This window comes from Enterobacter cloacae complex sp. IR5384 (genome assembly GCF_049237265.1).
GTDB lineage: Bacteria > Pseudomonadota > Gammaproteobacteria > Enterobacterales > Enterobacteriaceae > Enterobacter > Enterobacter cloacae.
Genome location: NZ_JBMKHJ010000004.1, coordinates 61,129 through 83,660 on the forward strand (window position 1 = coordinate 61,129; position 22,532 = coordinate 83,660).

Here is a 22,532-nt window from a genome sequence, read left to right on the forward strand (position 1 = left end):
GCATGAAAACCACATCAGAACTTATAATCCACACCCACAAAGTAGCGGCGGCCATCTTCCGTGTAGCTGTAATCGTCGCGGCTCAGATCTTTATCCAGCAGGTTCTGCACGCCCGCGCGCAGCTTCACGCTTTTCGTTGCCTGCCATGCCGCGCCGGTATTCCAGATGACATAGCCGCCCGGCGTTGCGTCTGCGCTGGTTAACGCACGTTTCTCGCCGGTGTAGTGGCCCTGGACGTAGAACGACCAGTCCTGCGTCGCCTTCCAGTCCACGGTACCGTTGGCGGTATGGAACGGCAGTTCGGACAGCGGTTTGTTGCCGCCGTTGCTGATATCACGCCCGTCGTTGTAGGTATAGTTCAGCGTCAGCTTCCAGTCCTCAGCCACCGGGATCTTCAGCTCGGTTTCCACGCCACGAATACGCGCCTTGTTGACGTTGTAATAGCGGAAGATCGGTTCACCGTCAGCATTCAGCCCCACGTAGTTCGGGTAGCTCTTAGCCTGGTTAACGTTCGCCGTACGGCTGATGCTGATACGGTCATCAACATTGTTCTGGAAGGTGGAAATGCTGGCCTGCACGCCCTCTAACCATCCCTCTTCCCCGCTGTAGTACAGCCCGAGTTCAAAGCTTTCGCTGGTTTCCGGTTTCAGGTTCGGGTTACCGACAATCTCGCAGGCACCGCGACACGATCCGGTGATCCAGTCCGGACTCAGTTGCAGCAGGGATGGCGCTTTAAACGCGGTTGCCCAGCCCCCTTTCACCGTGACGGTATCGGTCGCGTTATAGACCAGATACGCTCGCGGACTCCAGTGATCGCCGTAGGTGTCGTGGTCGTCCATACGGATGCCGGTAGTCAGCGCCAGCGGTTCAAATATCCGCCATTCATCTTCAAGGAAGAGAGCATACTGGCTGGTAGAGGTCGCGCTGCCGGAGCCGCCGGTCAGGTTTACCGGATCTTTCAGCTTGTCGTGACGCCATTCGCCGCCGAAGGTCAGCAGCTGATTGATTTCACCCAGCGGCAGCACGTATTTACCATCAACGGCGTTGCTCTCGGAAGTGATGGTATGGCTGTTACCCGGGTTTTTGTTGTCCACCTTCTCGCCGTAAACTTTCAGTTCGCTGTTGCCTGTCCCCCATCGGCCGTTGTGGCTCAGAGAGTAGTTCTGGCGCTCAAGGCGATTTTTATCGAGGGAATCGGAATCACGATCCTGGCGGTCGAAACCATAGCCTGCGGTAAAGTCATGATCTTCCGTCGGCGTCCAGGCGAATTCCACGTTGGCATCGCGGCTGGTGAAGCCCTCAATGCGCGGCGTTTCACCGCTCGTTGTGGTAGATGATTCTTGCTGCTTGTCTTTTTCACGCTTAGACACGCTGCCGTAGGCCTTCAGCCCCAGCACGCCGTCCACCAGCGGGCCGCTGGTGTAGAACTGGCCGTTGTTGGTGTCCCCGCGATCGCGGTGTTCCTGAATGGTGGAGTCGGCGCTCAGGGTGCCCGTCCACTTCTGACCGATTTTCTTGGTGATGATGTTCACCACGCCGCCCAGCGCATCTGAGCCGTAGAGCGAGGACATTGGCCCGCGCACCACTTCGATCCGCTCGATCGCATCGACCGGAACCCAGTTCAGATCGAAATCGTTATGGCGGAAGACGGCGTTGCGGGAGTTAACACGCTTACCGTCGATCAGGATCAGCGTATAGCTGCTGTCCAGACCGCGAATACTTACCCCTTTACGGTTGTCCCCTTCATTAGTGAGCTGCACGCCCGGTACGTCCTGCAACACATCTTTCAGGTTCTGAACGGGTTTACGCTGCAGGTCTTCCTGAGTGATGACGCTGATGCTCGCCGGTGCGTCCTTCAGGTTTTGCTCAGTCGCTGACGCCGTGACAACCAGTGTGTCGCTGGATTCCGCAGCGATGACAGGCAGTGCCAGGGACATTGCGGACGCACAAAGTCCTCCCCTGACGAAGGGATTCAACCTAAACATTCCATATCTCCATGAGGTAAATACAACTAAATCAAAAGATTATTGCCCACAATGCCTTTTGCTCCGCCCGCATCTCCGGCGGGTCGGTGGTCTGCTTATTTTGACGTAACGATAAAGCAAACGATTATTATTATCAATTAAATTGTTAAAAATTATATCCGTTCTGCATAATGTGGAGATAAAAAAGCCCGCTAAAATGAGCGGGCTAAAAGAGAGGAAGTGCGGTTTATTTGTTAAATCGTTCAGGGAATTCCATTTCACTGTAGCGAACGAAGTGCGTTCCTTTCATCAGCTTGTAACCAAACCAGATCACCAGGAACAGCGGAATACCAATGTAGGTGGCCGTTACGGCGCCCCAGTCAATGGTGTCCGCCAGGAACGCTTCATAGTTCTGGCCAAGGGTGATAATCAGACACAGAATGAAGGCGAAAATCGGCCCCAGCGGGAAGAACCCGGAACGGTACGGCAGGTTGTTCAGATCGTGTCCCTGCATCACATAGCCGCGACGGAAGCGGTAGTGACTGATGGCAATCCCCAGCCAGGCAATAAAGCCCGTCATACCAGAGGTGTTGAGCAGCCACAGGTAGACCGTCTGGTTACCGAACATGGAGGTCAGGAAGCACAGACCAGCAATGACCGTTGTGGCATACAGTGCGTTACGCGGCACACCGCCACGAGACAGTTTTGCGAAAATACGCGGCGCTTTACCGTCACAGGCCAGGGTATAGAGCATACGGGTTGAGGCGTACATACCGGAGTTACCCGCAGACAGCACCGCTGTCAGGATAACGGCGTTCATCACCGCCGCCGCAGAGAGCAGACCGGCATGCTGGAAGACCAGCGTGAACGGGCTGACGCTGATGTCTTTGACATCGTTTCGCAGCAGGCTTGGGTCGGTGTACGGGATAATCAGGCTGATAATCAGGATCGCGAAAACATAGAACAGCAGAATACGCCAGAATACCTGACGCACCGCGCGCGGAATGTTCTTCTCCGGGTTTTCAGACTCACCGGCAGCAATACCAATCAGCTCGGTGCCCTGGAAGGAGAAGCCAACAATCATCGCCACGCCAATCATCGCCGAGAAACCACCGGCAAACGGCGCATCGCCAATCGTCCAGTTGCTCCACCCGGCCGGTTCCGCCCCTTTGAAAATACCAACGATCATCGCCACACCGACGACGATAAAGATGATGACGGTTGCCACTTTGATCAAAGAGAACCAGTATTCCGCTTCGCCAAAGCCGCGAACGGAGATGTAGTTCAGCAGGAAGATGACCGCGAGGAACAGCGCACTCCAGATCCAGCCTGGCGTGTCCGGGAACCACCAGGTCATAACCAGCTGTGCGGCGACAAGGTCAACGGCGATGGTGACCGCCCAGTTGTACCAGTAGTTCCAGCCCAGCGCGAAGCCGAAGCCTTCTTCAACGTATTTCTGACCGTAGGTCGAAAACGAACCGGATACCGGCATGTACGCGGCCAGTTCGCCCAGGCTGGTCATCAGGAAGTAGACCATCAGGCCAATCAGGATATAAGAGAAAAGTGCCCCACCCGGGCCAGCTGCCGAAATGGTTGCCCCGGAGGCAACGAAAAGACCTGTACCGATTGAGCCGCCGATGGCGATCATCGTCAGGTGACGCGCCTTGAGTTCGCGGCGTAGCGCGGGCGCTTCTGTGGTTTTAGTTTCTGAAACCATGTGAAAATGCTGTCCATCTAATAAATGAGGCGCGATTGTAGCAGACGATCCGCGTTCCTTCCGGCAGAAATACTGAGTTATAAGAGAGCTTCATGACTCGGCCAGGATTATAAGTAAAGCATAATTTTTCCCTCTCCCCATTGGGGTGAGGGGCGCTTTTACATGGCGCAATAGCGCAGAAAACGCTGCAGCGAGCTGGAAAGATGTTTCTGACGATGGTGAATACACCACAACGTGCGCACCAGTTTGGGCAGCGGAAGCGGAACTTCAACCAGCGTTCCGGCCTCAAGCTGTTCAATAATGACCCGTCGTGAAAGGCAGCTGATCCCAAGGCCATGTCGCACCGCATGCTTGATTGCCTCTGAGTTGCCCAGCTCCATCCCCAGCTGGAAATGCGGCAAATGGGAGAGCAGCAGATAATCAACAATTTCCCGCGTGCCGGAGCCCTGCTCACGCAGGATCCACTGCGCCTGCGCCAGACGTTCCAGGGTTACTTCACCCTGCAATAACGACGAGGCGGGTGAAGCGAAGACCACCAGTTCATCTTCCAGCCAGGGTTCCGCAATGATATCGACGTTATGGCACGGCCCTTCGATAAGACCGATATCCACGCGAAAATCGATTACCGCATTAATCACATCCTGACTGTTCCCCACGCTCATCTCCAGCGGCAGGGTCGGAAAATCCCGGCGATAGCGGGCAATCACTTCCGGCAAGATATAGTTCCCGATGGTGCTGCTGGCATACACGCGGATGGCACCGTTCTCTTCCCGGAAGAGTTGTTCAATTTCCGTTGCCTGTTCCAGCAGCGCCAGCGCACGGGGATAAAGCAGGCGGCCATGTTCGTTGACCACCAGCCGCTTCCCTACCCTGTCGAAGAGCTGCACGCCCAACTGGCCCTCAAGATCGGTTAACGCGGCGCTGACCGCAGACTGGGAAAGCGAAAGCATCTGCGAGGCCTGGGTCGTCGACCCGCTTTTCAGCACTTCGGCAAAAACTTCCAGCTGACGCAAAGTAATGTGCATGGTTGCTTACCACTTATATAGATTGATTATAAGTATATAATCAATTTTATTTTTAAACCAGCGCGCCGTAACCTTTAGCCAGACAAAGGAGAAGGTTATGTCAGAAATCACCTTACAGCATCATCGTACATTGTGGCACTTCGTGCCGGGTCTTGCGCTCAGCGCGGTCGTCACTGGTGTGGCATTATGGGGCGGCAGCATTCCCGCCGTCGCCGGTGCCGGTTTTAGCGCCTTAACGCTGGCGATCCTGCTCGGCATGGTCGTGGGTAACACCGTTTATCCGCACATCTGGAAGTCCTGTGATGGCGGCGTTATTTTTGCCAAGCAGCATCTGCTGCGCCTCGGGATCATTCTTTACGGCTTTCGCCTCACCTTTTCACAGATTGCGGATGTTGGCATTAGCGGTATCGCCATTGACGTCCTGACCCTGACCAGCACCTTTTTACTGGCCTGCTTTATCGGGCAGAAAATCTTTGGCCTGGATAAACAGACCAGCTGGCTGATCGGTGCCGGGAGCAGTATTTGCGGTGCGGCGGCGGTACTGGCAACCGAACCTGTGGTCAAGGCGGAATCCAGCAAAGTTACGGTGGCGGTCGCGACCGTGGTGATCTTCGGTACGCTGGCTATTTTCCTCTACCCGACCATGTATCCGCTGGTTGCCCACTGGTTTAGCCCGGAAACCTATGGCATCTACATTGGCTCAACCATGCATGAAGTGGCGCAGGTCGTGGCGGCGGGTCATGCAATTAACCCGGAAGCAGAAAACGCTGCGGTGATTGCTAAAATGCTGCGCGTCATGATGCTGGCACCCTTCCTGATTATCCTGGCTGCCCGCGTGAAACAGCTTGCGCCCGCGGGTGGTAATCAGAAGAGTAAAATCACCATACCGTGGTTTGCGATCCTGTTTATCGTGGTGGCGATTTTCAACTCCTTCCACCTGCTGCCAAAAGCGGTGGTCGATATGCTGGTGACGCTGGATACCGTGCTGCTGGCGATGGCGATGGCGGCGCTGGGGGTGACCACGCACGTCAGCGCGCTGAAAAAAGCCGGTGCGAAACCGCTGCTGATGGCGCTGGTGCTCTTCATCTGGCTGATTGTGGGTGGCGGTGCGATTAACCTCGTGGTTCACAGCCTGATGGCATAAACCACTACATCCTTCTCCTGTTAACCCGTTATGATACGCATTTCGGGTTAACAGGAGTCCCTTTATGAAATACGTTGGAGCGCACGTCAGCGCTGCCGGTGGCCTTGCGAATGCCGCCATTCGCGCCGCCGAAATTGAGGCGACCGCTTTCGCCCTGTTCACCAAAAACCAGCGCCAGTGGCGCGCCGCGCCGCTTACCGCTGACGTCATAGATGATTTCAAAGCCGCCTGTGAGAAGTACCACTATGGGCCGGGTCAAATCCTTCCCCACGACAGCTATCTGATCAACCTCGGCCATCCGGTTCAGGAAGCGCTGGAGAAGTCCCGCGAAGCGTTTCTGGATGAAGTCCAGCGCTGCGAGCAGCTTGGGCTGACGCTGCTGAATTTCCATCCGGGTAGCCATCTGATGCAGATAGACGAAGAGGCCTGCCTGGCACGCATTGCGGAGTCCATTAACATTACGCTGGATAAAACCCAGGGGGTTACCGCAGTGATCGAGAATACCGCCGGTCAGGGCAGCAACCTCGGCTTTAAGTTTGAACATCTGGCTGCCATCATCGACGGCGTGGAAGATAAATCCCGCGTGGGTGTATGTATCGATACCTGTCACGCGTTTGCAGCCGGTTACGATCTGCGTACAACCGAGGCCACGAAAAACACCTTCGATGAGTTCGAACGCGTGGTGGGCTTTAAGTATCTGCGTGGAATGCACTTAAACGATGCCAAAAGCGCCTTTGGCAGCCGCGTAGACCGTCACCACAGCCTGGGTGAAGGTAATATTGGCCATGATGCGTTCCGCTTTATCATGCAGGACGCCCGTTTCGATGGTATCCCCATGGTGCTGGAAACCATCAATCCGGATATCTGGGCGGAAGAGATCGCCTGGCTGAAGGCACAGCAGACTGCTGAACAGGCGGCATAAAAAAGCCGGATCGCGTTAAGCGTCCGGCTTTTTTATAGGTCGGGTAAGGCGAAACCGCCACCCGACACCACTTTTAGGCTGCTTTTGCCACCGCTTCCGCTTCAGGGCGTTTCAGCACCGCGTAAGAGAGCCCCGCCACCAGCGTACCCGCAACAATCGCCAGCAAGTAACCCAGTACCGGGGTGATAGCACCTGGGATCAGCAGAACGAACAGACCACCGTGCGGTGCCATCAGCTTCGCGCCAATCGCCATTGAGATAGCCCCGGTCACCGCGCCGCCAACGATACAGCAAGGCAGAACACGCATTGGGTCACGGGCAGCGAACGGAATCGCCCCTTCGGTGATAAAGCACAGGCCCAGTACCAGCGCTGCTTTGCCGCCTTCCTGCTGCGCTTTGTCGAATTTACGACGCGCAATAATCGTTGCCAGGCCGAGCGCCAGCGGTGGCACCATACCGGCTGCCATAATGGCTGCCATTGGCGCGTAGGTCTGGGTACTCAGCAGGCCAACACCGAATGCATAGGCCGCTTTGTTTACCGGACCACCCATGTCGGTACACATCATGCCACCGAGGATAGCACCCAACAGCACCGCGTTTGCCGTGCCCATGGTTTGCAGCCAGTGGGTCAGACCCGCCAGGATACCCGCCACCGGCTTACCAATCAGGTAAATCATCGCCAGACCGACCACCAGGCTGGAAATCAGCGGAATGATCAGAATCGGTTTCAGGGCTTCCATACTTTGCGGCAGCTTCAGCTTCGAGCTGATAAGCTTCGCGACGTAACCCGCCAGGAAACCGGCAATGATACCGCCAATAAAGCCGGAACCGGTGCTCACGGCCAGCATACCGCCGATAAGACCCGGCGTCAGACCCGGACGGTCAGCGATGGAGAAGGCGATAAAGCCTGCCAGCACCGGCACCATCAGCGCGAACGCGGAGCCGCCACCAATCTGCATTAACGCCGCAGCCAGCGTTCCTTCTTCTTTAAATGCGGTGATACCAAACGCGAATGACAGTGCGATACACAGACCGCCCGCCACTACCATCGGCAGCATATAAGACACACCGGTCAGCAGGTGACGATAGGCGCCCGCAGATTCTTTTTTCCCTTCGGTAGCCGGTTTAGCCGCACCGGTTGCCTGATAAGGCTGGGCTTCCACCAGCGCTTTATCAAACTCCTGCGCGGTCTTTTTCAGCGCCAGGCCGGTAGAGGTGCGGTACATCGGTTTACCCGCGAATTTCGCCAGATCCACTTCGATATCCGCCGCAACGATCACCAGATCGGCTTCCGCCACTTCTTCCGGGGTGATGGCATTGCCCGCCCCCACCGAGCCACGGGTTTCAACTTTTACCCACCAGCCGCGTTTTTTCGCTTCGGTTTCAATCGCTTCAGCCGCCATAAAGGTATGCGCGACGCCCGTCGGACAAGCTGTTACCGCCACAATGCGTTTCGGGCCCGTGGCAGCAACCGGTGCTGCCGCAGCCGGTGCGCTGTAGACAGACGCGTGGCCTTTCGCTTCGCTCAGGAACAGTTCCGGATGTGCCACCGCGCGATTAATATCGCCCAGCCACACTTTTTTGCCGTTCAGCGCGCTGTCAGCCGGGACCTTATCACCCAGCACAATCGCCATTTCAGCGTCGCCCGGGTTATCGGTCATTTCCAGATGTGCTTTGTTCGCCGCCGCTCCCAGCAGGGTCTTCGCCATATAGGCGCGAGCCTGTCCGAGACCGGAGTCAATAATCAGCAGCGTTTTCATTATTCCTCTCCTGCTGTTAGTTAAAAGGTTTTAAGTCAACGCGCGCCATCATCGCGGCTAACTGGGTACGATCGGTAATGCCGACATTGCTCTGACTCACGGCCAGGGCTGCAACGGCGGTGGCAAGACGTAAAGTATGTTCACTGGATTCGCGCATCAGCAGGCCATAGATCAGACCGCCAACCATCGAATCCCCGGCGCCAACGGTGCTGACAACGTCAACCGACGGCGGTTTGGCGATCCATTCGCCAGACGCGTTAACCCACAACGCCCCTTCTGCACCAAGCGAAATCACCACGTGAGCGATACCCTGCTCGCGCAGCGCATGGGCAGCGTCAATCACATCTTTTAATTCTGGCAGCTTCCGGCCAGCCCAGATCTCAAGTTCACGACGATTAGGCTTCACCAGCCACGGGGACGCTTTCAGGCCGGCGACCAGCGCATCACGGCTGCTGTCAAAAATGATGCACGGGCACTGGCTGCGCAGGCGCGTCATCCAGTCGGTGAAGGCTTCCGGGCTTACGCCAGATGGCAGACTGCCGCTGACGCACACCATGTCGAACTGGCCCAGCCAGGTCAGAGAATCGTTAACAAAACGCTCCCAGTCAGACGGCGTCACTTCAAAGCCAGAGAAATTCAGATCGGTTACTTCCCCGTCTTTCTCCGTCAGTTTGACGTTGATACGGGTACGGCCCTGAACGACCTGGAAACGGTTAGCAATGCCCAGCTCGCTGAAAAGCTGCTGGAAACCATCCTGGTTATCTTTACCGAGGAATCCCCCCACGGTGACATCGATACCGAGATCCTTGAGCACTTTCGCGACGTTAATCCCTTTGCCCGCAGCATGCAGGCCAGTGGTACGCACGAGGTTTACTTCGCCGCGCTCAATCTCCGGGCAAAACCCCACCAGGTCATAAGCCGGGTTTAGCGTAATAGTCGCAACACGTCTGCTCATTATGCGCCCTCCCCCAGACCCGCCGCGATGGCATCGCCAATCGCTTTCAGCGCCTGTTCAGCATCCGCACCCTGCGCGGTGAAACGCAGACGGTGACCCTTTTTCACGCCCAGCGCGACAACTTTCATCAGACTACGACCATTGGCCGCTTTGCCCGTGCCATCCAGGTTAGCCACGGTGATCTCACTTTCGAATTGTTTAATGGTATTCACCAGCATGGTGCCCGGACGGGCATGCAGGCCGTGCTCGTTACGCACAACGAACTCTGCGCTCAGCACGTCATCCGTCAGCGCATCATCACTGGTCAGCAGAGCCAGCACGGTGGCGGCATCCGCGTTCAGCAGTTTTTCAGCTTTGTTGTTCAGCAGCAGATCGCCCAGACGCTTCAGCACGGCAACCGGCTGGTCATCGGTCATGGCAACGGTCACCAGCAGTGCAGCGCTTTCACCGTCTACGTCAAAGGCGTTTGCGGCACGGCTCACCGCGATAGCGCTCCGCAGGTTGCCTTCAGCACTGTCGTTCAGCCAGATACCCTGGCCCAGATTGAGAGGCTTATCGTTAATGACGCGCGTGACAAAGGTAGCGTCTGCTGCCCCGGCTTCTTTCAGGCGTCCGGCATTCAGGGCCTGCAGCGTCACCAGATCGGTCGCGGCAACGTCCAGCGTCAGCGTGTCGTTATCCAGTTTCAGCGCTTCGCTCTGTTTTTCGCCCATCAGCAGAGCGCGCAGCTCTTCAGCGGTGGTGGCAGATTTCAACTGCTCGGCCACGGCGTCATCGCTCAGCACATGCGTCAGCTGACGCAGCAAACCTAAGTGCTCGTCGCTGCTGGCCGCGATACCGATGGCCACGTAAGCCACCTGCCCCTCGCCCCACACAACGCCCTGCGGGAACTGATAAACCTTAACGCCGGTTTTCAGCACCTGATCGCGGGTGTCTGTGGTGCCGTGCGGAATGGCGATGCCATTGCCGAGGAAGGTCGAGGTCTGCTGCTCACGCGCCAGCATGCCGTTGACGTAGCCTTCAGCCACATTGCCGGCCTGCACAAGGGCAGCGGCAACCTGGCGAATGGCCTCTTCTTTGTTCCCGGCCTGAGCGCCCGGGTGGATATCCTGTACAGATAACTGGAACATGGTTCTCCTCTCCTGCTGAAAGTGAATCGTTTCAGCTTCACTGAGAAAAAATGCGCTAGCCTGCTCCGTTTGTTAAAACAAGATAGCGCTGAAACGTTTCAAAAAGTCTTGCGCTTTCTGCAAGACGTTGCAAGGAAAGTTACATTTCTGATTGCAGAATTTAGAGATGCAGCACATTTCTTCCTCGTTCAGCTGAATTTTGCTGACGTTCAGCAAATCAGTTTCAGCTAAGGTCAGCTGCACGCGAATATGAAATGCCATTTTGATTATTCGTGGCGAAATTGACCTCACCCTATGTTTATTTTCTGACTCGCGACGTACACTCCGCGTCTCCTGGAAACTCACCGACTGTGAAACATGCATAACACGCCCGCCGTCGTCTCGCCGAAGCCCTTTGATTTCACCTCAACGGCATTTTTAATTGTTGCCTTCCTGACCGGCATCGCCGGTGCGCTGCAGACCCCTACGCTGAGCCTGTTCCTGACCAATGAAGTCCATGCGCGTCCGGCGATGGTGGGCTTCTTCTTTACCGGAAGCGCCATTATCGGCATCCTGGTGAGCCAGTTTCTGGCGGGGCGTTCAGATAAAAAAGGCGATCGTAAAAGCCTGATCGTCTTTTGCTGTCTGCTGGGGGTGTTCGCCTGCGTCCTGTTTGCCTGGAACCGCAACTATTTTGTTCTGCTGTTTATCGGGGTGTTTCTGAGCAGTTTCGGTTCAACGGCGAATCCGCAGATGTTCGCCCTTGCCCGTGAGCATGCCGACCATACCGGGCGAGAAGCGGTAATGTTCAGCTCTATTCTGCGTGCGCAAGTATCGCTGGCGTGGGTTATTGGCCCGCCGCTGGCTTACGCGCTGGCGATGGGGTTTGGCTTTACGGTGATGTACCTGAGTGCGGCAGTGGCCTTTGTGGTGTGTGGCGCCATGGTGTGGTTCTTTCTGCCGTCGATGCGTAAAGAGCCAAAAGTGGCAACAGGCGTGCTGGAGGCACCGCGTCGTAACCGTCGTGACGCCCTGCTCCTCTTTATTATCTGTACGCTGATGTGGGGCACAAACAGCCTGTATATCATTAATATGCCGCTGTTTATTATTGATGAACTGCATCTGCCCGAGAAGCTTGCTGGCATCATGATGGGGACCGCGGCCGGGCTTGAAATCCCCACCATGCTGATTGCTGGCTATTACGCGAAGCGTTTCGGGAAACGTTTTCTGATGCGTATCGCCGCTGTCGCCGGGCTACTGTTCTATGTTGGAATGCTGACGGTTCATACGCCGGGGCTGCTGCTGGCTTTACAGCTGCTGAACGCCATCTATATCGGCATACTCGCCGGAATTGGCATGCTCTATTTCCAGGATCTGATGCCGGGTCAGGCAGGCTCCGCCACCACCCTTTATACTAATACCACCCGCGTGGGCTGGATTATCGCAGGCTCAATGGCCGGCGTGGTGGCTGAAATCTGGAACTATCACACGGTGTTCTGGATTGCGCTGGTGATGTGCACCCTGACGATAGCGTGCCTGACAAGAATTAAAGACGTTTAAGGTGCGGTGAGTGCTTCCAGATTAAGCAGGTACGTCATCGCCTGCTCGCGCGTGCTGCCGCACATCTCGGCGGAGGGCTGCAGCCCGGAGCAGACCTTCGGGCGCAGAGGCGAACCAAAGATCATGCACAGGTTGGTTTCAGAGAGCTGAACGCAGCGGGTATTCGCAGGCTTGCCCTCCGGCATTCCTGGAATGGGGCTGGAAATGGACGGTGCGGTACAGCACGCGCCGCAATCGGGACGACAATCCATAAATGCTCTCTATCGGTGAAAGACCCGCGCAGTCGGGTATCGGGCGCACAGTAACACCTTTTGTGTATTGATAGCAAAAGCCACGAATTCCGCTTGCCTGAAAGGCCGCGCACGAGTAATTTGGCGCGATATTTTTTACCTCCCGTAGACAGGATTACTGCAATGCCAAGAGCGAACGAAATTAAGAAAGGTATGGTACTGAATTACAACGGCAAACTGCTGATTGTGAAAGATATCGATATTCAGGCCCCGAGCGCCCGTGGTGCAGCAACGCTGTACAAAATGCGTTTCGCCGATGTACGTACCGGCCTTAAAGTGGAAGAACGTTTTAAAGGTGATGATATCGTTGATACCGTCACTCTGACCCGTCGCTATGTTGATTTCTCCTATATCGACGGCAACGAGTATGTATTCATGGATAAAGAAGATTACACCCCGTACATCTTCACCAAAGATCAGATTGAAGAAGAGCTGCTGTTCATTCCTGAAGGCGGTATGCCGGATATGCAGGTTCTGACCTGGGACGGCGTGCTGCTGGCGCTGGAACTGCCGCAGACGGTTGATCTGGAAATCGTTGAAACGGCACCGGGCATCAAAGGCGCGTCCGCCAGTGCGCGTAACAAACCCGCGACGCTGACCACCGGTCTGGTGGTACAGGTGCCTGAATACCTGTCCGCGGGTGAGAAAATCCGCATCCATATCGAAGAAAAACGCTATATGGGTCGTGCTGACTAAGTGCGGTTTTTGTCGGGTGGCGGCTTCGCCTTACCGACCTACAAAAACACAAAAACCGGCTCTCAGGCCGGTTTTTTGTAGGCCCGGTAAGCGTAGCGCCACCGGGCAACAGAACTTAGAGAAGTTCAGGATACTTCGTCATCTTCAGCGCCAGCTCTACGCCGCGCACTTCTGCCATCCCTTTCAGGCGGCCAATCGCCGAATAGCCCGGGTTCGTTTTCTTACGCAGATCGTCCAGCATCTGGTGTCCGTGATCCGGGCGGAACGGAATAGGACGTAAATCGCCAGCCTGTTTACGACGTGCCTCTTCCGCCAGAATGGCATCCACCACCGCCACCATATTCACATCACCGCTCAGGTGCGCCGCTTCGTGGAAGGTTTTCGGGTTCTCTTCACGGCAGGTCGCACGCAGATGCGTGAAGTGAATACGATCGCCAAAGGTTTCAATCATCCGCACAAGGTCATTATCCGCACGCACGCCGTACGAGCCCGTGCACATGGTAAAGCCGTTATAGATGCTATCGACCGTCTCTTTCAGCCACTGCATATCTTCAATGGTTGAGACGATACGCGGCAGGCCGAGGATGGGACGCGGAGGATCGTCCGGGTGTACGGCCAGACGCACGCCCGCCTCTTCCGCGACCGGCACAATCGCGCGCAGGAAGTACGCCATGTTTTCGCGCAGCTGATTTTTATCAATGCCGCCGTACTCTGCCAGACGGGCGCGGAACTGATCCAGCGTGTAGCCCTCTTCTGCACCCGGCAGGCCCGCGATGATATTGCGGGTCAGCTTTTCAATGTCTGCTTCGCTTGCTGCGTTAAACCATTCGCGCGCCTGCTGCTGCTCGTCGGCCGTGTAATCGGCTTCCGCGCCAGGGCGTTTCAGAATGTGTAACTCAAAGGCCGCGAAGGCGATCTGATCAAAACGCAACGCTCGGGAACCGTCTGGCAGCTGATACTCGAGATCAGTACGCGTCCAGTCAAGAACAGGCATGAAGTTATAGCAAACGGTATCGATGCCGCAGGCCGCCAGGTTGCGGATGCTCTGCTGATAGTTAGCAATCCAGGTCTGATACTCCCCAGAATGGGTTTTGATATCTTCGTGAACGGGAATACTTTCCACGACAGACCAGGTTAAGCCTTTTTCTGCCAGCAGCGCCTGACGCTGTTGAATCTCCTCTACCGGCCACACCTGGCCATTCGGAATATGATGCAGCGCCGTGACGACACCCGTTGCGCCAGCCTGACGCACATCATCTAGAGAAACTGGATCGTTCGGCCCGTACCAACGCCAGGTTTGTTCCATTGCCCACCCTCCAAAGTTGTTATACCAATATATATTACTGCGATGACGACTACCATACATGTTTAATGAAGGGGGTCAATACAGCGCCACAGATTGATTGATCGAACTCACAGAACGGCGATATTTACGGCTTACCAATTCTCTTTGTTGTCATATAACTTTACACTGGCATTGTTAATTAATGGTTAATCAGGTGTGTATTTCATGAAGACAATTGCCTCCACCTCGCTTCCTGCCCATGTTCAGCAGCCGCGCTACGATCGCTCGCTTCTGCGCTCGCGCATCGTTCACTTCGGCTTTGGTGCTTTTCACCGTGCGCATCAGGCGTTATTAACCCATCGGGTGCTGAATGCCAAAGGAGGCGACTGGGGCATTTGTGAGATCAGCCTGTTCAGCGGCGACGTGTTGATGAGCCAGCTGCGGGCGCAGGATCACCTCTTCACCGTGCTGGAGAAAGGCGCGGAGGGCAACCAGCCGATTATCACTGGAGCCGTGCATGAATGCCTGAACGCAAAACTGGACTCGCTGGCCGCCATCATTGAGAAATTTTGCGAGCCGCAGGTGGCAATTGTTTCCCTCACCATTACTGAGAAAGGCTATTGCATCGACCCCGCAACCGGGAAACTCGATTTGCAAAACACCCGGATCGTTCACGATCTGGAAAACCCGACGGAGCCCCATTCCGCCCCAGGGATCATCGTCGAAGCGCTCCACCGCCGCCGTGAACGCGGCTTACCCGCCTTTACGGTGCTTTCCTGCGATAACATCCCGGATAACGGCCACGTGGTGAAAAATGCCGTGCTCGGCATGGCGCAGAAACGCGCTGAAGACCTGGCCGGATGGATTGATACCCATGTGAGTTTCCCGGGCACAATGGTTGACAGGATTGTGCCCGCCGCCACCGATGCCTCGCTGGCGGAGGTCGCGCAGGAACTCGGTGTGGAAGATCCGTGCGCCATCATCTGCGAGCCCTTTATTCAGTGGGTCGTGGAAGATAACTTTGTCGCCGGACGCCCGGAGTGGGAAGTGGCAGGCGTGCAGATGGTGCAGGACGTTCTGCCGTGGGAACAGATGAAATTACGTATGCTGAACGGCAGCCACTCCTTCCTGGCGTATCTGGGCTATCTCGCCGGGTATGCGCACATTAATGAATGTATGGAGGATAAGGCGTTTCGTCAGGCCGCGCGGCGGTTAATGCTGGATGAACAGGCCCCTACGCTGCGTATCACCGACGTTGATCTGACGGCTTACGCCGACAGCCTGCTCGACCGTTTTGCCAACCCGGCACTGCAGCACCGTACCTGGCAAATTGCGATGGACGGCAGTCAAAAGCTGCCCCAGCGCATGCTGGATGGGATCCGTATTCATCTGGAGCGTCAAAGCGCGTGGCCCCTGCTGGCGCTGGGTGTGGCGGGCTGGATCCGCTACGTCAGCGGTACAGATGAACAAGGCAATACGATTGATGTCCGCGATCCGCTCAGCGACAAAATCCGTGCGAAGGTTGAAGCCAGCAATGACGCAAACCGCGTAAACGCTCTGCTGACGCTGAGCGAAGTCTTTGGTCACGATCTCGCACAAAACCACGGTTTTGTCGAGGCGGTAAACCAGGCATACCAACGTATTGCCCGCCTCGGGGCGCGCCAGGCTGTTATCGAAACGTTAAATCTTTAACGTTTATTGCGCTTAAGGCGAACGGACATGCGCTCCGTTTGCCCTTCCTCTTCTCATTGCGCCCTTTTTTCGTCAGGATGAGAGATAATTGTTACATCATCACAATTATCTACCGGAGCGCACGTGACCAGGACCAACCTTATTACCGGTTTTCTCGGTAGCGGGAAAACCACCTCAATTCTCCACCTGCTGGCCAATAAAGATCCGGCAGAAAAATGGGCCGTGCTGGTCAACGAATTCGGCGAAGTGGGTATTGATGGCGCGTTACTGTCAGACAGCGGCGCCATGATCAAAGAGATCCCGGGCGGATGCATGTGCTGTGTGAATGGCCTGCCCATGCAGGTGGGGCTGAACACGCTGCTGCGTCAGGGTAAACCCGACCGCCTGCTGATTGAACCGACAGGGCTTGGTCACCCGAAGCAAATTCTTGATTTACTCACCGCACCGGTTTACGAGCCGTGGATAGACTTACGCGCCACGCTTTGCCTGCTCGACCCGCGACAGCTGCTGGATGAAAAAGCGGTGGCCAACGACAACTTCCGCGATCAACTCGCCTGCGCAGATATTATCGTCGCAAATAAAGAAGATCGGGCTACGGCTGAAAGCCAGGCGGCATTCGATGCCTGGTGGCAACATTTCGGGGGCAACCGTCAGCGGGTGCAAACCACTCAGGGGAAGATGGATGTCGCCCTGCTCGACCTGCCTCGCCTGAACCTCACCGAGCTGCCAGCCAGTGCGGAGCATGCGCATAGTCATCCCGCAAAGCAGGGTCTGGCGGCGTTGAGCCTGCCGGAACACCAGCGCTGGCGACGTAATCTCAACAGCGGTCAGGGTCATCAGGCCTGCGGGTGGATCTTTGATGCCGACACCGTTTTCGACACCATAGGCGTGCTTGAGTGGGCAAGACTGGCGCCGGTCGATCGCGTTAAGGGGATTATGCGCACCCCCGACGGCCTGGTGCGCATCAACCGTCAGGGTGAAGATTTCTTTATTGAAACGCAGAATGTTGCGCCCCCGGATAGCCGAATAGAGTTAATTAGTGCGGTTAACGCCGACTGGAATGCCCTGCAGTCCAGCCTGTTGAAGCTTCGTTTAAGTTCGGGCGGCTAACGTTGCCCCTGATTTCCCTGTATGCTGAATGTTATGACAACTCGAATTCCCCTGATTTTGCTGCTCAATGTCGCCGGACTGGCGCTCTTTTTCTCCTGGTATATCCCGGTGGATCACGGTTTCTGGTTTCCGCTGGATTCTGCCATCTTCCATTTCTTTAACCAGGCTCTGGTGAAGAGTGATGCCTTCCTGTGGCTGGTGGCGATTACCAACAACCGCGCGTTTGACGGCTGTTCGCTGGTGGCGATGGGCTGCCTGATGCTCTCTTTCTGGCTGAAAGAGGACAAAACCGGGCGTCGCCGCATTATGATTATTGGTCTGATGATGCTGCTGCTGGCTGTCGCCATTAACCAGCTGGCTACGGCTATTATTCCGGTCAAGCGCTCAAGCCCAACGCTGTTCTTTACCGATATTTATCGCGTCAGCGAATTGCTGCATATTCCAACGAAAGATGCCTCGAAGGCCAGTTTCCCTGGCGATCACGGCATGATGCTGCTTATTTTTTGTGCAGTTATGCTGCGCTATTTCGGCAGGAAGGCGTTCGCCATAGCCCTGATTATTTTTGTGGTTTTCGCCTTCCCTCGCGTAATGATTGGCGCACACTGGTTCACCGATATTGCCGTGGGCTCGCTCTCTGTTGCGCTGGTCGCGTTACCGTGGTGCCTGATGACACCGCTGAGCGACCGGATAATAGCCCTGTTTGATCGCTATCTGCCGGGTAAAAAGCAACAAGCATTAAACAAATAATTAACCAAAATTAACGTCCGCTATCAGGGATCATTGCGATCCCTGATAGATCTCCCGCCACGATCGTTTCGCACTGTCATCTTCCCGTCATCTCTTTCATGATAAAAATGAATCAATTGCGTGATTAAGCGCCGGATCTGACTGCATTTTAAGCAATGTCGGATTTTTACTTTCTGTATCACAATTTCTTATAAAAAAAAGGCTTTTTTTACTCGCAATAGCCCTGGCAATCGGTTAATCTCGAACTCGTTTTGCCCCATAGAGATAATTATTTCCTTGGTGAATAAATTTGTGCGCTGCGCCACAAATGTGACCAGAAAGAATTGTCTCATTGTGAACAGATAATTAGTCTCGTCACGTTTGGCATTTTTATAACGATATTTGTCGTTAAGGACTTCAAGGGAAAATAAACAAAATGGTCAAATCTCAACCGATTTTGAGATATATCTTGCGGGGGATCCCGGCGATAGCAGTTGCGGTACTGTTGTCTGCATGTAGTACATCGAACACCGCAAAGAACATGCATCCTGAGACGCGTGTTGTGGGAATGGAAGATTCCTCGTCACTGCAAGCCTCTCAGGATGAATTTGAAAATATGGTACGTAATCTGGACGTGAAGTCCCGTATTATGGACCAGTATGCTGACTGGAAAGGCGTGCGTTATCGTCTGGGCGGCAGCACCAAAAAAGGTATCGATTGTTCCAGCTTTGTACAGCGTACCTTCCGTGAGCAGTTTGGGTTAGACCTGCCGCGTTCAACTTACGAACAGCAGGAAGTGGGTAAGTCGATTTCACGTACAAAACTGCGCACCGGTGATTTAGTTCTGTTCCGTGCCGGTTCAACGGGTCGACATGTCGGCATCTATATTGGTAATGACCAGTTTGTACATGCCTCCACCAGCAGCGGTGTGACCATTTCCAGCATGAACGAGCCATACTGGAAGAAGCGCTACAACGAAGCGCGTCGCGTACTGACCCGCAGTTAATATGATGATTGTATCGTTGGTTATCCCTTGGCTGGCGATATGATGAAAAAAAGACACTGCTTCGGCGGTGTTTTTTTTTGCCCGTTACACTGAATACATCCAGCGGCAATTCAGGAATCACGACGTCTATGTTCACCCGCTACTTTTCCAGTCATCGCAAGATACTGTTCCTCAGTATTATTACAGGTCTGGTCACTGCCCTGCTTTTGGGTTCATTGCAATTTTTCTGGAGTTACCACAAGCGGGAAGTCCGGTTCGACACCCTGATTACCGATGTGAGCCTCTACATGGAGAGCTATTTCGAAGAGTTGAAAACCTCTATCGATGTTCTTCAGCCCCTCACGCTGAACAGCTGCCATGACGTCAATGCCGAGCTGACGTCGCGCGCGGCCTTCAGCCTCAATGTGCGCGCATTCTTGCTGGTCAGGGACAAAATCGCCTTCTGCTCGTCGGCCACCGGGCCGATGGATACGCCGATGGAAGCCCTTATACCTGAGCTGCACATCAACAAGAAGATTGATATGGCATTACTGCCGGGCACGCCTATGCTGCCGAATAAACCCGCCATTGCCATCTGGTACCGAAACCCTCTGGTTAAAGACGGCGGGGTGTTTACGTCAGTTAATCTCAATCTGACCCCCTACCTGCTTTATACCGCGCGCCAGGACGACTTCGCAGGGATTGCCATCATCATCGGTGATATGGCGCTGTCCACCATGTCCAGTACCCTGATCAGGGCGCAAGATTTACATGCCGTGCCCGAGCGTACCGCCACGCTTAAGGCCGTGCCGCTGACCATTAAGCTGTACGCTGAAAAGTGGACAAGCGACGAAATTCTCTACGCCCTCTTCTTTGGGCTGGTGTGCGGCATTGCGGCAGGATCGCTGAATTTCTATATCCTCACCATCCGCGTAAATCCCGGCAAAGAGATCCTCAGCGCCATTAAGCGCGGCCAATTTTATGTGGTCTATCAGCCCGTGGTGGATGCAAAAGATCTGAAAATGCGGGGGGTTGAGGTCCTGATGCGCTGGAAGCACCCCACCATGGGTGAGATCCCCCCTGATGCGTTTATCAATTTTGCTGAAGCGCAGCAGCTGATTGTTCCGCTCACGCTGCATCTGTTTGACCTTATCATTCACGATGCGCCGGTATTACAGACCCAACTGCCGCCGGGCGCAAAACTCGGTATCAACATTGCGCCGGGGCACCTGCACGCCGACAGCTTTAAAGATGATATGCGCACGTTTAAAGAGTTACTGCCGCCGGATCACTTCCAGCTGGTGCTGGAAATTACCGAGCGCGACATGCTCAACCACCGTGAAGCCAACAACCTGTTCGAATGGCTGCACAACGAAGGGTTTGAGATAGCGATCGATGATTTTGGTACCGGCCACAGTGCGCTGATCTATCTTGAACATTTCACCATGGATTACATCAAAATCGACCGGGGTTTTGTTAACGCCATCGGGACAGAAACCGTCACCTCACCGGTGCTTGATGCCGTACTGATGCTGGCAAGACGGCTGAACATGTCCACCGTCGCAGAGGGCGTGGAAACGCCGGAACAGGCGGCCTGGCTGCGCGAACATGGCGTTAACTTCCTGCAGGGATACTGGATTAGCCGTCCGATGCCGCTGGAGCAGTTCCGTGAGTGGCGGCCCGACCTGACGCACGCTGGCGAATAATTTCACATTGCCCGTGACGTCACTTATTATTCAGCTTAACTGAGCCGGTCTGTTAAAGAGGGAGCTGTCGCGAGATGTTTATGCGCTTCATACTGTTGCTGTTGGCACTGACGGCCCTGTCCAGCCAGGCGCAAACCATCAAAGAAGACGTTGCGTTTGCGGTGATTGGTGAACCGAAATACGCGGTGAATTTCACCCATTATGATTACGTCAACCCTGCCGCGCCGAAAGGCGGGAATGTGACGCTCTCCGCCACCGGCACGTTCGATAACTTCAACCGCTTTGCCCTGCGCGGTGTGGCCGCGGCGCGCACAGAATCTCTCTACGATACCCTGTTTGTCACGTCTGATGATGAGCCCGGAAGCTACTATCCGCTGATCGCCGAAAACGTGCGGTATGCGGATAATTTTGCCTGGGCGGAAATTTCGCTTAACCCGCGGGCGCGTTTTCATGACGGTTCGCCGGTCAGGGCAAGCGACGTCGCCTTTACGTTTCATAAATTTATGACTGAAGGCGTTCCTCAGTTCCGTATTGTCTACAAAGGCGCGTCGGTCAGGGCCATCGCACCGCTCACCGTGCGCATTGAGCTGAGCGAGCCGAATAAAGAGAATATGCTGAGCCTGTTCTCCCTGCCCGTAATGCCTGAATCGTTCTGGAAAGCTCATAAGCTGAGCGACCCGCTCTCCACACCGCCGCTGGCAGGAGGCCCGTACCGCATCACCGACTGGCGCATGGGGCAGTATGTGGTCTATTCCCGTGTAAAAGACTACTGGGCCGCCAACCTGCCGGTAAACCGGGGGCGCTGGAATTTCGACACCCTTCGCTATGATTACTACCTGGACGATAACGTGGCTTTTGAGGCCTTTAAGGCCGGAGCCTTCGATTTACGCCTGGAGAGCAGCGCTAAAAACTGGGCCACGCGCTATATCGGTAAAAACTTCGCCAAAGGCTACATCGTCAAGGACGAGCACAAAAATAGCTCTGCCCAGGACACGCGCTGGCTGGCGTTTAATATTCAGCGCCCGGTGTTTAACGACCGCCGGGTACGTCAGGCCATTACCCTGGCCTTTGACTTTGAGTGGATGAACAAGGCGCTGTTTTATGGCGCCTACAGCCGCGCTAACAGCTATTTTCAGAATACCGAATACGCGGCGCGCGCTTACCCCAATGCCGACGAGTTGACGCTGCTGGCCCCCTTCAAAGCACAATTGCCGCCGGAAGTGTTTACCACCGTGTTTGATCCCCCCACCTCCGATGGCAACGGCTTTGATCGTGACAATTTGCTGAAAGCCAGCAAACTGCTGGATGAGGCCGGTTGGGTCCTGAAAAATCAAAAACGGGTCAATGCCCAAACGGGAAAACCGTTGAGCTTCGAGCTACTGATCGCGTCAGGGGCAAACGATCAGTGGGTTTTGCCGTTTAAGCACAACCTGGCCCGGCTGGGGATCACAATGAACATACGCCAGGTGGATATCGCCCAGCTGACCAACCGCAAGCGCAGCCGGGATTACGATATGATGCAGAGCCTGTGGCCCGCGCAGCCCTGGCCAAGCTCCGACCTGCAGATTTCCTGGGCGTCCAGTTACATCGACTCCTCGTACAATGCGCCGGGGGTAAAAAGCCCGGTCGTTGACGCGCTAATTGCAAAGATCGTGGCGGCACAGGGCGATAAACAGAAGCTCCTGCCATTAGGACGCGCCCTCGACAGAGTGTTAACCTGGAACTACTACATGCTGCCCATGTGGTATATGGGTGAAGATCGTCTTGCCCGCTGGGACAAATTTTCGCTGCCTGCCGTGCGCCCGATCTATTCGCTGGGCTTCGATACCTGGTGGTATGACGTTAACAAAGCCGCCAGACTCCCAGCTGAGCGGCGATAAGGAATCA

Annotated in this window: 18 protein-coding genes; 10 read left to right on the top strand and 8 right to left on the bottom strand. The window is 55.2% G+C overall.

Features of this window, described 5'->3' with window-relative positions:
* Window positions 1–14: 14 nt before the first annotated feature.
* The 3 genes from cirA to yieE all read right to left on the bottom strand — a co-directional run bounded on the left by cirA (window position 15) and on the right by yieE (window position 4,706).
* Window positions 15–1,985 (bottom strand): catecholate siderophore receptor CirA, encoded by a 1,971-nt coding sequence (cirA, locus tag ACOTX3_RS05185; RefSeq protein WP_127869167.1) that lies wholly within the window; start codon window positions 1,983–1,985, stop codon window positions 15–17.
* Between the two features lie 226 nt (window positions 1,986–2,211).
* Entirely contained in the window at window positions 2,212–3,681 is a 1,470-nt protein-coding gene (locus tag ACOTX3_RS05190) for an amino acid permease (protein ID WP_013097961.1), read from the bottom strand.
* A gap of 158 nt (window positions 3,682–3,839) precedes the next feature.
* Window positions 3,840–4,706 carry a DNA-binding transcriptional regulator YeiE gene (gene yieE, locus ACOTX3_RS05195; protein WP_029883079.1) on the bottom strand — a complete coding sequence of 289 codons (867 nt, stop codon included), beginning with the start codon at window positions 4,704–4,706 and terminating at the stop codon, window positions 3,840–3,842.
* Between the two features lie 97 nt (window positions 4,707–4,803).
* On the opposite strand from yieE, the gene ACOTX3_RS05200 reads away from it, so the two are divergent.
* Together ACOTX3_RS05200 and nfo are read left to right on the top strand one after the other, a co-directional pair.
* Window positions 4,804–5,850 carry a YeiH family protein gene (locus ACOTX3_RS05200; protein ID WP_058678820.1) on the top strand — a complete coding sequence of 349 codons (1,047 nt, stop codon included), beginning with the start codon at window positions 4,804–4,806 and terminating at the stop codon, window positions 5,848–5,850.
* Between the two features lie 64 nt (window positions 5,851–5,914).
* Window positions 5,915–6,772 (top strand): deoxyribonuclease IV, encoded by an 858-nt coding sequence (nfo, locus tag ACOTX3_RS05205; RefSeq protein ID WP_013097964.1) that lies wholly within the window; start codon window positions 5,915–5,917, stop codon window positions 6,770–6,772.
* A gap of 73 nt (window positions 6,773–6,845) precedes the next feature.
* Here the strand turns inward: nfo and fruA are convergent, their stop codons facing one another.
* The 3 genes from fruA to fruB are packed head-to-tail and all read right to left on the bottom strand — an operon-like array spanning window position 6,846 to window position 10,616.
* Window positions 6,846–8,531: a PTS fructose transporter subunit IIBC gene (gene fruA / locus ACOTX3_RS05210; protein ID WP_058678821.1), complete on the bottom strand. Its 1,686-nt coding sequence runs from the start codon at window positions 8,529–8,531 to the stop codon at window positions 6,846–6,848.
* A 16-nt stretch (window positions 8,532–8,547) separates the two neighbouring features.
* Complete coding sequence (gene fruK, locus ACOTX3_RS05215; protein WP_014170919.1) at window positions 8,548–9,486, bottom strand: 1-phosphofructokinase; 939 nt, start codon at window positions 9,484–9,486, stop codon at window positions 8,548–8,550.
* Window positions 9,486–10,616, bottom strand: coding sequence for a fused PTS fructose transporter subunit IIA/HPr protein (gene fruB, locus ACOTX3_RS05220; RefSeq protein WP_020690121.1), 1,131 nt, complete (start codon window positions 10,614–10,616; stop codon window positions 9,486–9,488). The genes fruK and fruB overlap by 1 nt, the downstream gene beginning before the upstream one ends.
* Before the next feature lie 357 nt (window positions 10,617–10,973).
* On the opposite strand from fruB, the gene setB reads away from it, so the two are divergent.
* Window positions 10,974–12,155 (top strand): sugar efflux transporter SetB, encoded by a 1,182-nt coding sequence (setB, locus tag ACOTX3_RS05225; RefSeq protein WP_058678822.1) that lies wholly within the window; start codon window positions 10,974–10,976, stop codon window positions 12,153–12,155.
* On the opposite strand, the gene ACOTX3_RS05230 is transcribed toward setB, so the two are convergent.
* Entirely contained in the window at window positions 12,152–12,406 is a 255-nt protein-coding gene (locus ACOTX3_RS05230; RefSeq protein WP_127869168.1) for a YkgJ family cysteine cluster protein, read from the bottom strand. The two genes, setB and ACOTX3_RS05230, sit on opposite strands and share 4 nt — an antisense overlap.
* A 162-nt stretch (window positions 12,407–12,568) precedes the next feature.
* Between ACOTX3_RS05230 and yeiP the strand changes: the two genes are divergently transcribed.
* A complete protein-coding gene (gene yeiP / locus ACOTX3_RS05235; RefSeq protein ID WP_008500940.1) occupies window positions 12,569–13,141 on the top strand; it encodes an elongation factor P-like protein YeiP in 573 nt (190 codons plus the stop codon).
* A 115-nt stretch (window positions 13,142–13,256) separates the two neighbouring features.
* Here the strand turns inward: yeiP and uxuA are convergent, their stop codons facing one another.
* Window positions 13,257–14,447: a mannonate dehydratase gene (uxuA, locus tag ACOTX3_RS05240; protein WP_029883084.1), complete on the bottom strand. Its 1,191-nt coding sequence runs from the start codon at window positions 14,445–14,447 to the stop codon at window positions 13,257–13,259.
* A gap of 204 nt (window positions 14,448–14,651) precedes the next feature.
* Between uxuA and ACOTX3_RS05245 the strand changes: the two genes are divergently transcribed.
* The 6 genes from ACOTX3_RS05245 (at window position 14,652) to ACOTX3_RS05270 (ending at window position 22,525) form a co-directional block, all read left to right on the top strand.
* Window positions 14,652–16,118 carry a mannitol dehydrogenase family protein gene (locus tag ACOTX3_RS05245; protein WP_058678172.1) on the top strand — a complete coding sequence of 489 codons (1,467 nt, stop codon included), beginning with the start codon at window positions 14,652–14,654 and terminating at the stop codon, window positions 16,116–16,118.
* Between the two features lie 123 nt (window positions 16,119–16,241).
* Window positions 16,242–17,228, top strand: coding sequence for a CobW family GTP-binding protein (locus ACOTX3_RS05250; protein WP_013097980.1), 987 nt, complete (start codon window positions 16,242–16,244; stop codon window positions 17,226–17,228).
* Window positions 17,229–17,261: 33 nt separating this feature from the next.
* The gene (locus tag ACOTX3_RS05255) at window positions 17,262–17,975 is read left to right on the top strand and encodes a phosphatase PAP2 family protein (protein WP_029883087.1); all 714 of its coding nucleotides are present in this window, start codon (window positions 17,262–17,264) and stop codon (window positions 17,973–17,975) included.
* A gap of 415 nt (window positions 17,976–18,390) precedes the next feature.
* Window positions 18,391–18,960: a bifunctional murein DD-endopeptidase/murein LD-carboxypeptidase gene (gene mepS / locus ACOTX3_RS05260; RefSeq protein WP_023619753.1), complete on the top strand. Its 570-nt coding sequence runs from the start codon at window positions 18,391–18,393 to the stop codon at window positions 18,958–18,960.
* A 128-nt stretch (window positions 18,961–19,088) separates the two neighbouring features.
* Window positions 19,089–20,645, top strand: coding sequence for a cyclic di-GMP phosphodiesterase (locus ACOTX3_RS05265; protein WP_045292122.1), 1,557 nt, complete (start codon window positions 19,089–19,091; stop codon window positions 20,643–20,645).
* A gap of 74 nt (window positions 20,646–20,719) precedes the next feature.
* Entirely contained in the window at window positions 20,720–22,525 is a 1,806-nt protein-coding gene (locus ACOTX3_RS05270) for an extracellular solute-binding protein (protein ID WP_020690112.1), read from the top strand.
* Window positions 22,526–22,532 lie beyond the last annotated feature (7 nt).

Coding starts and splice junctions, on each gene's coding strand:
- ACOTX3_RS05230 (WP_127869168.1), bottom strand. CDS start 12,406: ATGGATTGTCGTCCCGATTGCGGCGCGTGCTGTACCGCACCGTCCATT.
- cirA (WP_127869167.1), bottom strand. CDS start 1,985: ATGTTTAGGTTGAATCCCTTCGTCAGGGGAGGACTTTGTGCGTCCGCA.
- ACOTX3_RS05265 (WP_045292122.1), top strand. CDS start 19,089: ATGTTCACCCGCTACTTTTCCAGTCATCGCAAGATACTGTTCCTCAGT.
- uxuA (WP_029883084.1), bottom strand. CDS start 14,447: ATGGAACAAACCTGGCGTTGGTACGGGCCGAACGATCCAGTTTCTCTA.
- ACOTX3_RS05245 (WP_058678172.1), top strand. CDS start 14,652: ATGAAGACAATTGCCTCCACCTCGCTTCCTGCCCATGTTCAGCAGCCG.
- yieE (WP_029883079.1), bottom strand. CDS start 4,706: ATGCACATTACTTTGCGTCAGCTGGAAGTTTTTGCCGAAGTGCTGAAA.
- ACOTX3_RS05200 (WP_058678820.1), top strand. CDS start 4,804: ATGTCAGAAATCACCTTACAGCATCATCGTACATTGTGGCACTTCGTG.
- ACOTX3_RS05190 (WP_013097961.1), bottom strand. CDS start 3,681: ATGGTTTCAGAAACTAAAACCACAGAAGCGCCCGCGCTACGCCGCGAA.
- setB (WP_058678822.1), top strand. CDS start 10,974: ATGCATAACACGCCCGCCGTCGTCTCGCCGAAGCCCTTTGATTTCACC.
- ACOTX3_RS05255 (WP_029883087.1), top strand. CDS start 17,262: ATGACAACTCGAATTCCCCTGATTTTGCTGCTCAATGTCGCCGGACTG.
- yeiP (WP_008500940.1), top strand. CDS start 12,569: ATGCCAAGAGCGAACGAAATTAAGAAAGGTATGGTACTGAATTACAAC.
- mepS (WP_023619753.1), top strand. CDS start 18,391: ATGGTCAAATCTCAACCGATTTTGAGATATATCTTGCGGGGGATCCCG.
- fruK (WP_014170919.1), bottom strand. CDS start 9,486: ATGAGCAGACGTGTTGCGACTATTACGCTAAACCCGGCTTATGACCTG.
- fruA (WP_058678821.1), bottom strand. CDS start 8,531: ATGAAAACGCTGCTGATTATTGACTCCGGTCTCGGACAGGCTCGCGCC.
- ACOTX3_RS05270 (WP_020690112.1), top strand. CDS start 20,720: ATGTTTATGCGCTTCATACTGTTGCTGTTGGCACTGACGGCCCTGTCC.
- nfo (WP_013097964.1), top strand. CDS start 5,915: ATGAAATACGTTGGAGCGCACGTCAGCGCTGCCGGTGGCCTTGCGAAT.
- fruB (WP_020690121.1), bottom strand. CDS start 10,616: ATGTTCCAGTTATCTGTACAGGATATCCACCCGGGCGCTCAGGCCGGG.